We start from the raw sequence: 11,805 nt of genomic DNA on the forward strand, positions 1-11,805 counted from the left end.
ACCCTGATGAGGAACGCCTTTAGGAACGCTCGGGGAACTTACCCTCTTCAGCGATGCGCTTGTTGAGCTCCTGGAGGAACTCGTCCTCGTCAAAGTCCAGCGAAACTTCCTTGCCGGACCAGCTGGAAAGGTGGATGGCGTTGGCCAGGCGGACGCCATTGATACCGTCCGAGCCTGGAGCAAGCAGAGGCGTGCCGTCCAGGATGTTGGCTGCAAAGTTCTCCAGAACGCCCGCGTGCTGGCCGCCCCAGGCAGACTCGAATTCGATGACCTCGCTGCTGTACAGCTCCTCGCGGTTCAGCTGGCCCATGAAGAGCTTGCGGACACCGTCCATGTCCATCGAATCACTGATTTCCCGCTCCGGCTTCACCAGGCGGGTGACAGTGGCCACCTTGCTGTCCTCCACCACGATCTTCCCCTGGTCACCCAGGATTTCGAACCTGTCGGTTCCAACGATGTCGTGGGTAGCCGTCACGAAAACGCCCGTGGCGCCGTCGCCGTAGTCCACTACCGCTGTTACTTCATCCTCGACGGCGATGTCACGGCGGAAGCCGTACGCCACCTTCGAGTACACGGACTGGGGGACGCCACAGATCCACTGCCACAGATCCAGCTGGTGAGGGGCCTGGTTGACTAAAACGCCACCGCCTTCACCACCCCAGGTAGCGCGCCATTCGCTCGAGTTGTAGTAGCCCTGCGGGCGCCACCAGTTGGTGATGATCCAGTTGGAGCGCCGGATTTTGCCGATCTCACCGTTATCGACGATTTCCTTGAGCTTCTTGTAAAGCGGGTTGTTGCGCTGGTTAAACATGATGCCGAAGGAGAGCTCCGGCTTGGAAGCGGCGAACTCGTTGAGTTCCTTGACCTGCTTGGTGTAGACGCCGGCAGGTTTCTCCACGAGCGCGTGGATGTTGCGCTTTAGTGTTTCGATGCCCATCTCCGGGTGCAGGAAGTGCGGCACACAGGTGACGATCGCGTCCACGGATCCACTCTCCAGCATCGAGATGTAGTCGTCGTAAAACGGGACATCCGGGTACTGGGATGCAGCAAGTTCCTTCTTGGCGGGATCGATGTCGCATATGGCGCCGATTTCCATGTTCGGGACCAAGCCGTCCGTGATGAACTTGGCGTAAGCGCCGCCTTGCTGGCCCAGGCCTATGATGCCTAGACGTACTTTCTTGCTCATGACTGCAATCTCCTGTGTTGAAATCTGAAATCTAGAAAAGGTCGGCGTGGCCCATGGCCATCAGGTTGTCGTATGAGGTCTGTAGTGCGTCCCAGACGGTCCGCCCATACAGTTCGTCCTGCTCCACCAGGAGGTACCGGGCACCAGCTTCCACCGCAGCGGGGATGATCGACGGGAAGTCCAGGTTGCCCTCGCCCACTTCGGCGAACTGCACCACATTCTTGAATTCCGCCATAAATCCCGGGAAATCGCCCTTTTCCAAGAGGCCGAAAGCAGAAGCCGGCATCTGACCAATCCTGTAGTCCTTGAGGTGCACCATGGCGGTCTTGCCGGCGTACTTTTCAAGGGTCCGCACGGGGTCCAAGCCGCCGCGCTGCACCCAGTGGACGTCGATCTCCATGCCCATGGCCGGGGAGTTTTCAGCAATGATGTCCAGCATGTATTTGCCATCGAACTTGGCGAACTCAATGTGGTGGTTGTGGTAGTAGAGACTGATGCCTTGTTCCTGCAGACGCTCGGCATAACCGTTGGCTTGCTTGGCAAATTCAACCACCGAATCCAACGACTTCATGGCCCCGAACGGAAGCATGCCGATCCGCAGCAGCGAGGTATCCAGTCGCTTGGCATCGTCCACGATCTTGTCGAAGTTGTCCGCCAGCGATTCCACCGGCATTCCCTTGCGGCCTTCTATATTGACGGACAGCGCGGCGATGTCCATGCCCAACTCCGCTCGGGAGCGGACCAGTTCGCCCACGTTCTCCGGGGTCATGGGAATTTGGGAAATTTCGACGGCGTTGTAGCCGATCGCACTGACCTTGCGGAGCGTTTCGAATGCTCCCACATCAGCAAAACTGTCCTTCAGCATCATGGCTTGGACGCCAATTGTGGCCACTTTTTCCTCCGGGGTTTTCCGGGCCCTTCCGGACCCTGGATGAGTGATGGGATGTCCGGCCGTTCAGGCCACGGCACCTTGCTGTTCGATTTGGCTGCGCTGGTTCGCGAGCAAGCGGTGGCGGTCCGCCCGGCGTTGTTCCTGCCGGTCAGGATCGGGCACTGGCGAGGCGAGCAGCAGCCGCTGGGTATAAGGGTGTTCGGGATCGCGAGTGACCACCTCTGCGGGGCCTTGCTCCACGATTTCGCCGTGGTACATGACAGCCACGCGGTGGCTGATGTGCCGCACCACATCGAGGTCGTGCGAGACGAACAAGTACGAGACCCCTGTGTCCTTCTGGATCTGGAGGAACAGGTCCAGCACGCGGGCTTGAGTGGAGAGGTCCAATGCACTCACGGGCTCATCGCAGACGATGAGTTTGGGTGACAGTGCCAGAGCCCGGGCGATCGCAACACGCTGGCGCTGGCCACCGCTGAACTCGCGCGGCAACCGGTGGATCGCGTCCGTCGGCAGGCCCACTTGGTCCAGCAGTTCTTTGACGCGTTTCTTGGCGGCTGCGGGCTCCATGCCTTGCACACCCAGGGGTTCAGCGAGGATGTCGCCGATTTCCAACGCCGGGTTCAGCGAGGTGTAGGGGTCCTGGAACACCACTTGGAGGTCACGGCTTAATGTGCGGCGTTCTTTGCGCGAAGCGTTGCTGATGTCATTGCCCTCGAAGATCACTTTTCCTGCAGTGACCGGTGCGAGGCCCAGGACGGCGCGGCCGAGAGTGGTTTTGCCTGAACCGGACTCCCCCACCAAGCCCAGGGTTTCACCCTGGCCGATGGTGATGTTGATGTCCGTCAACGCCCGGAAAGGCTTGGCCCGGAACCTTTTGCTGGGGTACTCCACTACCAGGTTCTCCACGGACAGGAGCGGTGCCCCCTGCGATGAGTCAAAAGGGATACTCATGCCACCGGCTCCTTCTCTGCGGCTGATCCAGGCTTGGACACAAGCATGGTCATGGGGGTCTTTCCTTCGAGCATGGACCCCAGCAGGGTCTGAGTGTAAGGCTCTTTCGGGTTGCGGAGGATCTCGCGGACGGTTCCTTCTTCCACGAGTCGACCGTTCTGCATGACGACCACGCGGTCGCAAAGATCGGCAACAACTCCGAAGTTGTGGGTCACCAGGATCACACCGATGTTGAGCCGCTGCTGCAGTTCACGCAGCAGGTCCAGCACGTCGGCCTGCACCGTGACGTCCAAGGCGGTGGTGGGTTCGTCAGCGATCACCAGGTCCGGTTCGCAACTGATGGCACCGGCGATCAGCACGCGCTGGGCCATGCCGCCGGAGACCTCGTGCGGGTAAGCGTTGAAAGTGCGTTCCGGGTTGGTGATGCCGACGTCGGTGAGCAGCTTGAGCGCACGCTGGCGGGCTTCTGCTTTGGAGATTCCCAGGACACGGACCATGGGGGTGACCAGCTGGTAGCCGATGGTGAAGGCCGGGTCCAGATTGCTCATGGGTTCCTGCGGAATGTAGGAGATCCGCTTGCCGCGCAGCTTGGACAACCGCTCCTGGCTGACGCGGTCCTCACCCGGAGCCACCGTGTAGTTGCCATCGAACTGGATGGAACCGCCCACAATCCGCGCGTTGTCCGGTAGCAGGCCGAGGATGGAGAACGCGGTCTGGGACTTACCCGAACCCGATTCGCCAACAATGCCCAGGATTTCGCCGCGGTCCACGTGGAAGGAAACGTCGTCCACTACTTTTTTGATGGAGCCGTCAGCCTGCGGATAGCCGACGCCGAGATTGGTCACCTTGACCAGATGGTGCTCGGTTCCGGTCTCGACGGCGGCCACGGACTTCCGTGACGGGCGCGCCTTGGCGGCGTCCGCCGTCGTGCTTTCAGCAGAGACAACCTTTTTGCGGTGCTTGATCTTCTCGCCGTCTTCCAAGGCGTCGCGGATGGCGTTGCCGAGGAGCACCAAGCCGCCGATGGTGAGCGCCATGGCCAACGCCGGCCAGAGCAGCAGCATCGGGGTGAGGTAGACGTTCTTGAAGCCCTCGGAGAGCATGACGCCCCAGGTTGCCTTGGTGGGATCGCCCAGGCCCAGGAATTCGAGTCCGGACTGGATGGCGATGGCGACACCGGCGATTGCTGCGGTTTGGATGATGATGGGTGCCCGGACCACGGAGAAGATATGGCGGGCGATGATGCTCAGATCGGATAGGCCTGAAACCCTGGCAGCATCCACGTAGAGCTCGTTCCGGACCGACTGTACTGCGGTGCGGGTGAGCCGGAAGTAGGACGGACTGATCAGGATGCCGAAGGCGATCATGGAGATCCATACTGAAGGGCCGAACGCTGCGCGGATGGTGAGCAGGACGATCAGGCCTGGCAGGCTCATGAGGATGCTGACAACCCAGTTGGAGACGGCTTCGAATTTGCCGGCGTAGTACCCGGCGATCAGGCCGGCCGGGAGGCCGATGGCGATGGCCACACCAGCGCACAGCAACGCGGACAACAAGGTCAGCTGGGCGCCGAAGAGCAAACGGCTCCAGGTATCGCGTCCTGCGCTGTCCGTGCCCATGATGTTGACCGAATCCGGAGCGGCCAGGGTCTTGGAGATGTTGGCGAAGTTCTCTTCGAAGGGCGCGATCACAGGCGCAAGGATAGCCAGCGCAGCAATCGTCAGCAGGATCGCCAAGGAGGCGATACCCATGGGGTTTTTCAGCAGGCGGCGCATCACGGTGGAGCGGACCACAGTGCCGCTCTGGCCTGCTGGGACGGGGGCGGCTATGGCCGCTGTTTCTACGGAGTCGCTCATGACACACGAACTTTCGGGTTGAGCCAGCCATTGAGGATGTCCACCAGGAGGTTCACGACGATGACCACCACCACGGTGTACATCACCACTCCCATGACGACGGGAAGATCGGTTTGGGTAGTAGCGGTGACCGCCAGCGGACCCATGCCTGGCAGGGCGAAGATCTGCTCGATGATCACCACGCCGCCCAGCATGCCGATCAGTTGCAGGCTTAACACCGTTAGGCCTGCAGGCGCCGCACTGCGGAGCACGTGCTTGAAGAGAATTTCGCGCTCCCCGATCCCACGGCTGCGCAGCGTCCGCACGTAGTCCCGCTCAAGCTGCTTGATCACGGCGCTGCGGATCTGCTGGGCGCCACCGGTCACGCCGTTGATCAGGAGGGCGATCACCGGAAGTGTCATGGAATAGACCCAAGCCTCCGGACCCACTCCCGGAGAGATGGTGCTGGTGGCGGGGAAGAAGCCGAGCTGGATGGCCAGGATAGTTACCAGGAACACGCCGATCACATATCCGGGGATGGAGTCCCCAATGATCGCGCCAATCTGGACCACCCTGTCCACCCAGCCGCGCTTCACGGCTGCGACAACACCGATCAGTGCTGCGCAGATGGCGATCAGGATCATTGCGGTGAAGACCATGGTCATGGTCACCGGGATGCGGGTGGCCAAGGCGTTGGCCACCGGCTCCGACGTGAACCAGGAGGCTCCAAGGTTCCCTGTCAGGGCATCGCCCAACCAGGCGAAGTAGCGGACAAAGAGCGGCTGGTCGAGTCCCAGTTCCTCTTCCTTCAAGGCAACCTGTTCAGGTGTTGCCTGGTCCCCCAGGATGTTCTGGGCGATACTTCCGCTGGAGGTGTACAGCAGGGTGAAGGTGAGGACCGAGACGACGAACAACACCACCAGACCACTGCCCAGTCTTTTCGCAATGAACTTGATCATGGGGTCCTACTTGGCGGGCGAGTAGTTGTAGATGGACGGAACGGCCTGCTGAACCTGCGGCGTGACGTTTACTTTGTCGTTGTGGTAGTACATCTGGTTCACGCGGAACAGCGGAGCGAACCAGGCTTGTTCCACCACGTACTTGTTGACTTCCTGGGCCAGCTTGCCCGCATCTCCGCCACCGGTGCGAACGGCCGCGATCTTGGCCTCCAGCTCTGGAGTGGTGTTCTTGAACGGGTTGTAGAGGGCCTTCGTGGAGACGATCTGGTCGATTGCCACCGTGGGCTCACCCTGGAACAGGTTGAAGAAGAGCGCGGGGTACTTCTGGGCAGCAACGTCAGAGGTGAAGGTGTTGGTGATTGCCGCGCCCGGGTTCAGGGTGATTCCCACATCGGCAAGCTGCTGCTTGAGCACGGAAATCAGGGTTTCAGCACCGGGAAGGGTGGGAACGTCGATGCTGACCTTGCCCTCGAAGCCGGAGTCCTTCAGAAGCTGCTTGGCTTTCCCGGGATCGTAGCTGTAGTAGTTCTCCAGCTCCTCGGTCCAAGCCCCACTGTCCTTGCCGAACGGCTGAGTGGTAGGAGTGCCTTGGCCCAGCATGACCTGGTCCAGGATGGTCTTCCGATCAAAAGCGTGGTTGATGGCCTGACGGACCTTGACGTTGGCCAAGGCCGGGTTCTTGGTTCCATCGCGATCAAGGAGCAGCAAGCCGGACCAGTCCACCTGGTTGGTTTCAAGCTTCATTCTGGCGCCCTCGGCCTGCTTGCCATTCTTGGGATCCAGCAGCGTGGCGTCGATCTGGCCGGACACCAACGCGTTGGTGCGGGCAGTCGGATCGGTGAGGATCTTTAGCGTCAGTTTGTTGAACTTCTGGAGGTCCTTGTTCCAGTAGCCTTCCCGGGCGGTGAAGACAGTCTGCGAATCCTTCACGGAAGCTGCCTTGTCCATGACGTAGGGGCCCGAGCCTACGGGAACGGTCTTGATGGCATCGGTGCCCAGTGCTGCAGGGCTTCCCATGAGGCCGGCAGCCTGGCTCAGGAAGTACTCCAGGGCCGGCTCTGCCGCGCTGAGGTTGATGTCGATGGTGTCCTGGTCCACTACGGCGATATCCGAGACCGAACCGAGCTGGGCCATCTGGGGACCGTTGGCCTTCTTGAAGTGGTCCAGGTTGGCCTTGGCAGCAGTGGCGTCGAACTTGGCACCGTCGCTGAAGGTGACGTCCGTCCGGAGGTCAACAGTGAGCTTGGTGTTGGTGTCGTTGTACTTCCATGCCGTTGCGAGCATCGGGCTGAGTTTGCCGTCCGGTTCGCGAAGGATCAGGGAGTCGTACGCTGCCTGATAGGGCTGGAGAGCGTGTCCCACGTGGGCCTGTGCCGGATCCCAGGAAGTGATGTCCCGAAGGGTTCCCAGCGTCAGGGCCGTGACGGTGCTAGTGCCGGCGGTCGAACCAGTTCCGGCTCCGGCACCCCCGCCGCCACATGCGGTGAGCGCCAGGGAGGCGCTAAGTACGATGGCGGCTGCTGCCGCCTTGGGACCTAACTTCATTGTCGGCTCCTACTGAGTCTTTGCCTGATGCGAGTCAGAGCTTTGGGTGTGGCCTGCACCACATTTTTCTGGGTGTGGGATTTACAGTACGGACTTTATTGAATGTTGGCAACCGATTGTCAAAAGTTTCTTAGATTGTTGCCAAGAAGTGACGAGAGGGTTCTCCCGCGCCATGGGCTCACCGGACTTGAGCAGTCATCTCCGGGTAACTTTGGGCGTAAATATCTTTGATAATGGCCAGGGACTTACCAGCCTCAGCCGGGCCGATCCAGAACGGCGCGGCATCCTGCAGTTTGTTGTAGAAATCTGCAATCAGCAGTTCGTGGGAAACCCCCCAATAGGATCTTCCCCCCGTTTCCGCCACCCTCTCGGGGACGACGTCCACCGTGCCGTCGGCATAAGTCACCGTGAGATCTCCGCGCAGACTGAGTGTTGCCTTCTCTGTCACAATGTCCAGGGTGACCGGCGCATTCACCGCGTTGGCCAGCGTTGCGTAAAAGACACTCCGCGCGCCGTTCACATGCTCGGCAACGAACTCGGCGGTGTCTTCCACCTCGATCACGCCACCCAGCGAACGGGTGGACGCGTGGCCCTCCACCTTGGCAACATCACCCACCAGCCACTGCAGCAGGTCAACCGTGTGGATGGCCTGGTTCATCATGAGGCCGCCGCCGCCCTCCGCCCATGTGCCACGCCATGGGCGGCTGCGGTAGTAGCTGCCTTCCCGGTGCCACATGACGGTTGCAGAAGCGCCCATCACCTGGCCCAACCCGCCGCCGTCGAGCAGTTCATGCATGGCTTGCGACGTCGCGTTGTACCGGTTCTGGAAGCAGACGGCGATTTTCGCGCGGCTTCGCTCCGCAACCTCAATCAGTCGCCGTCCCTCCGCCAATGTGTGGGCCAACGGCTTCTCCAGGATGACATTCGCACCGCGCTCCAGGCAGTCAGCGGCAACTGAAGCATGAAGATGGTGCGGCGTACAGATATGTACGACGTCGGGGCGCACCTTCTGGAGCATGTCCAGGTAATCCGCGTACCCCGGCACACCGTGCTCGGCTGAGGCAGCTTCCAGCCTTCCAGGATCGGTATCGCAGACCGCTACCAACTCGGCGTTGTCCATGGTGGCCAAAGCCGAAAAGTGAATAGTCGAGATGTCGCCGCAACCAATAACTGCCGCTGTAGGCATACCTGCTCCTTTGAAGGTTAATGCTGATGAAGGTTAGTGCCGGTGAACGTTAGCGCCGGGTCCTTGAGCGCTGGCCGTCAGGCCAGGGAAACGCCACTCTTGGCAGCGAGGGCTGCAAAGGCACGCGCCGCGATTCCGAAGGCAACCGGCCCCGAGTACCCGCCCAGCTCATGGGCACTGGCCAGGTGCGGCTCAAGCGAGGCGAAGCCGGTATAACCGTCCGCGACAAGGGCGCTGATGGTCGCGTCCAGTTCGCCGTCGCCCTCACCGGAAGGAACCACTTCACCCGTGGTGGCAATCGCGTCCTTGACCTGCAGGTATTCAAGGTAGGGACGCAGCATGGCATATCCCTCGGTGTAGGGCTTGACGCCTACTTGGACGAAATTGGCGTTGTCCCACGCCACCCGAAGCGCCGGAGAGTCCACCGTCTGCATGATGTCCAGGACGCGCTCGGGAGTGTCCCCATAAATGCCCTTTTCATTTTCATGGAGCAGGACGACGCCGTGCACTGCAGCCTCTGCGGCCAGTGCCGACATGCGCTCCATGACGGCCTCACGGATGTCCTCCTGGCTCTGGCCTTCTCCACGATAGAAGGAGAAGATGCGGACGTATTTTGTTTCCAGGGTTTTTGCAACGGAGATGATCTGACTAAGACGCGTCACCTCATGCTCCACAGGAAGGCTGATGTCCACCTTGCCAATGGGGCTCGCAACAGCTGAAACCTGGAGGCCCTTCTCATCCAGGATCGCCTTGAGCCGCTGGACGGCGTCCTGCTCGAGCTCCGAAACGTTGGTCCCCCATGCGCTGCGGACTTCAATGTGGCTCGCGCCGAGGGCCAACAGCACGGCGGCTTGCACGGTGGGATCGGGGTCTACTTCGTCGCCGAAACCGGACAGGCTCCACACGGCACTGGGTTGAGTCACGAAAGTCTCCTAGGTAGTCCTGCAGCGACACACGGAGGCGCGGTGACGCAGTTCACAGGCGGTCTTATCCCTCGAGTTTAGCCATCTTGGCACGCTCTTGACAACCGATTGCCATGCGCTGCCATGCTGTGGCATTCTTGTTCAACGGTGTGGCAGTAGCCACAGCCGGATGATTTTGACGTTCAGAGAGGAACGCCCATGGCGACGCAACCCATGGCAACAGGCAGGCCTGCCACCATCCATGACATCGCTGCGCTGTGTGGCGTCGCAGCGTCCACCGTTTCGAGGGCACTGGCCAATCCGGAGCGCGTCAATATCCGCACCCGCGAACGGATCCAGGCTGCCGCCGTCGAGCTGAATTACACTCCCAATTCCCAAGCGAAAGCGCTCAGCTCCGGCCGGACAGGCGCCGTGGGTGTTCTGGTTCCGGATATCACCAACCCGTTCTACTTTGACCTCATCAGGGGAACGCAGCTTCAGCTGAAGGCTGCCGGCTATACGCAGTTGCTGGTTGATACGGAGGAATCGGACGAGGTGGAGGCCAGCACGCTGGAGCAGTTGCGGAAAAGTGCCGACGGCGTGATTGTCGCAGCGTCCCGCCTCAACGACGAAGCACTTGCCGCTGCCGCCGCACGGATGCCGATGGTCACCGTTAACCGCGACGTCGACGGCGTCCCCGCAGTCATCATCGACACCCCCTCAGCCATGCCCCAGGCTTTGGACCACCTGATTTCGTTGGGCCACACATCTGTCGCCTACGTTTCCGGCCCTGCCGTTTCCCAGTCCAGCGCCCGGCGCTGGATTGCCCTGTCAGAAGCCGCTGAGGAACGCAGGGTTGCGGTCCGAAGCATCGGGCCCTTCGCTCCCAAGACCCAGTCCGGAGCTGCTGCTGCGGACGCCGCCGTGCACAGCGGGGTCACTGCATGCATCGTCTTCAATGACCTCATCGCCATCGGCATGCTGCAGCGGCTCCGCGAACGTGGACTTCGGGTGCCGGAGGACATGAGCATCGTGGGCTGCGACGACATCTTTGGGGCAGACTTCTGCAATCCGCCCCTGACCACCATGAGCTCGCCCATTGAACAGGCGGGGCGTGTGGCAGTGTCCATGTTGCTCGCCCAGCTGAATCCACTCGCCGGCGGCGGAAACCGCAGCCGTTCCGTCATGCCCACGCACCTCACGGTCCGCGGTTCCACGGGTCCAGTCCCAACCAATTAGCTGACATTTGGTCTGGACGCGCGCAATATGGTTGAGCGTCCATAACCATGCTGACTAGTGTTGGACCATGCGCGAACTCCAGGCCAAGATCATTGAAGAAATGGGCGTCCAGCCCCGGATCGATCCTTCGGAGGAGATCCGTAAACGGGTCGCCTTCCTGAAGGACTACGTGAAGGCGACGGGCACCAAGGGCTTCGTCCTGGGCATCTCCGGGGGTCTGGATTCCACCCTTGCGGGACGACTTGCCCAGCTGGCGGTCGAGGAGCTCGAAGCAGAGGGCGTTGAGGCGAACTTCGTGGCAGTCCGGCTCCCCTACGGCATCCAGCACGACGAAGACGACGCCCAGGCAGCCCTGGACTTCATCAAAGCCAAGACCGAGTGGACCTTCAACATCTCCCGCGCGGTTGATGGTTTCGAGGAAGAGTTCGAGAAGACCACCGGCGCGGAAATTTCCGACTTCCACAAGGGCAACACCAAGGCCCGCGCACGCATGATCGCGCAGTACGCCTTGGCCGGCGAACACAATTACCTGGTGGTGGGGACCGACCACGGCGCCGAGTCCGTCACGGGCTTCTTCACGAAGTTTGGCGACGGCGGCGCGGACGTCCTTCCCCTGTTCGGGCTCAACAAGCGCCAGAACCGCGCAGTCCTGGCTGAACTCGGAGCTCCCGCCCGCCTTTGGCAGAAGGTTCCCACGGCAGACCTCCTGGACGACAAGCCCGGACGCACCGATGAGGACGAACTGGGCATCACCTACGACCAGATCGACGACTACCTCGAGGGTCGCGAGGTGGCCGAAGGCGCAGCAGAACTCATCGAGCAGAAGTACCTCCGCACGCGCCACAAGCGAACCGTCCCGGTCACCATCTTCGATACCTGGTGGAAATAGTTACGCCCCCTTAGACCAACCACCACCGCTGGACCAAGCACGACGGCGGGTGCCGGCTTCCTCACGGAAGTCCGCGCCCGCCGTCGTGCTTTAACCGACGCTCGTTACCTTTTTCGTAGCCTGTTTCCTGGTGCAGGATATGGGTGTGCTGGCCTGCTGATCCCGGCATGATTGCGTCGCTCTGTCGATCCGATGATCTTGAGAGTGTTGTCACCGGGGTT

At 61.1% G+C, this 11,805-nt stretch carries 10 protein-coding genes; 2 read left to right on the plus strand and 8 right to left on the minus strand.

Annotated elements, in window-relative coordinates; genetic code table 11:
- Positions 1-19 precede the first annotated feature (19 nt).
- The 8 genes from RIF72_RS16685 to RIF72_RS16720 form a co-directional block, all read right to left on the minus strand.
- Positions 20-1,186, minus strand: coding sequence for a Gfo/Idh/MocA family oxidoreductase (locus RIF72_RS16685; RefSeq protein WP_309075957.1), 1,167 nt, complete (start codon positions 1,184-1,186; stop codon positions 20-22).
- A gap of 31 nt (positions 1,187-1,217) precedes the next feature.
- Positions 1,218-2,078 carry a sugar phosphate isomerase/epimerase gene (locus RIF72_RS16690; protein ID WP_309075958.1) on the minus strand — a complete coding sequence of 287 codons (861 nt, stop codon included), beginning with the start codon at positions 2,076-2,078 and terminating at the stop codon, positions 1,218-1,220.
- Between the two features lie 63 nt (positions 2,079-2,141).
- Positions 2,142-3,029, minus strand: a complete 888-nt coding sequence (locus RIF72_RS16695) for an ATP-binding cassette domain-containing protein (protein WP_309075959.1) — start codon at positions 3,027-3,029, stop codon at positions 2,142-2,144.
- Positions 3,026-4,885, minus strand: coding sequence for a dipeptide/oligopeptide/nickel ABC transporter permease/ATP-binding protein (locus RIF72_RS16700; protein WP_309075960.1), 1,860 nt, complete (start codon positions 4,883-4,885; stop codon positions 3,026-3,028). Before RIF72_RS16700 ends, RIF72_RS16695 begins: the two co-directional genes overlap by 4 nt.
- Positions 4,882-5,823 (minus strand): ABC transporter permease, encoded by a 942-nt coding sequence (locus RIF72_RS16705; RefSeq protein WP_309075961.1) that lies wholly within the window; start codon positions 5,821-5,823, stop codon positions 4,882-4,884. The genes RIF72_RS16700 and RIF72_RS16705 overlap by 4 nt, the downstream gene beginning before the upstream one ends.
- Positions 5,824-5,829: 6 nt before the next feature.
- Positions 5,830-7,368 carry an ABC transporter substrate-binding protein gene (locus tag RIF72_RS16710; protein ID WP_309075962.1) on the minus strand — a complete coding sequence of 513 codons (1,539 nt, stop codon included), beginning with the start codon at positions 7,366-7,368 and terminating at the stop codon, positions 5,830-5,832.
- Positions 7,369-7,546: 178 nt separating this feature from the next.
- Positions 7,547-8,554: a Gfo/Idh/MocA family oxidoreductase gene (locus tag RIF72_RS16715; RefSeq protein ID WP_309075963.1), complete on the minus strand. Its 1,008-nt coding sequence runs from the start codon at positions 8,552-8,554 to the stop codon at positions 7,547-7,549.
- 77 nt (positions 8,555-8,631) lie between these two features.
- Positions 8,632-9,477, minus strand: coding sequence for a sugar phosphate isomerase/epimerase family protein (locus RIF72_RS16720; protein WP_309075964.1), 846 nt, complete (start codon positions 9,475-9,477; stop codon positions 8,632-8,634).
- Positions 9,478-9,675: 198 nt separating this feature from the next.
- On the opposite strand from RIF72_RS16720, the gene RIF72_RS16725 reads away from it, so the two are divergent.
- Positions 9,676-10,695 carry a LacI family DNA-binding transcriptional regulator gene (locus RIF72_RS16725; RefSeq protein WP_309075965.1) on the plus strand — a complete coding sequence of 340 codons (1,020 nt, stop codon included), beginning with the start codon at positions 9,676-9,678 and terminating at the stop codon, positions 10,693-10,695.
- Positions 10,696-10,762: 67 nt separating this feature from the next.
- Positions 10,763-11,584 carry an ammonia-dependent NAD(+) synthetase gene (gene nadE, locus RIF72_RS16730; RefSeq protein ID WP_309075966.1) on the plus strand — a complete coding sequence of 274 codons (822 nt, stop codon included), beginning with the start codon at positions 10,763-10,765 and terminating at the stop codon, positions 11,582-11,584.
- Positions 11,585-11,805 lie beyond the last annotated feature (221 nt).

The organism is Paenarthrobacter sp. (assembly GCF_031180005.1).
Taxonomy (GTDB): Bacteria; Actinomycetota; Actinomycetes; order Actinomycetales; family Micrococcaceae; genus Arthrobacter.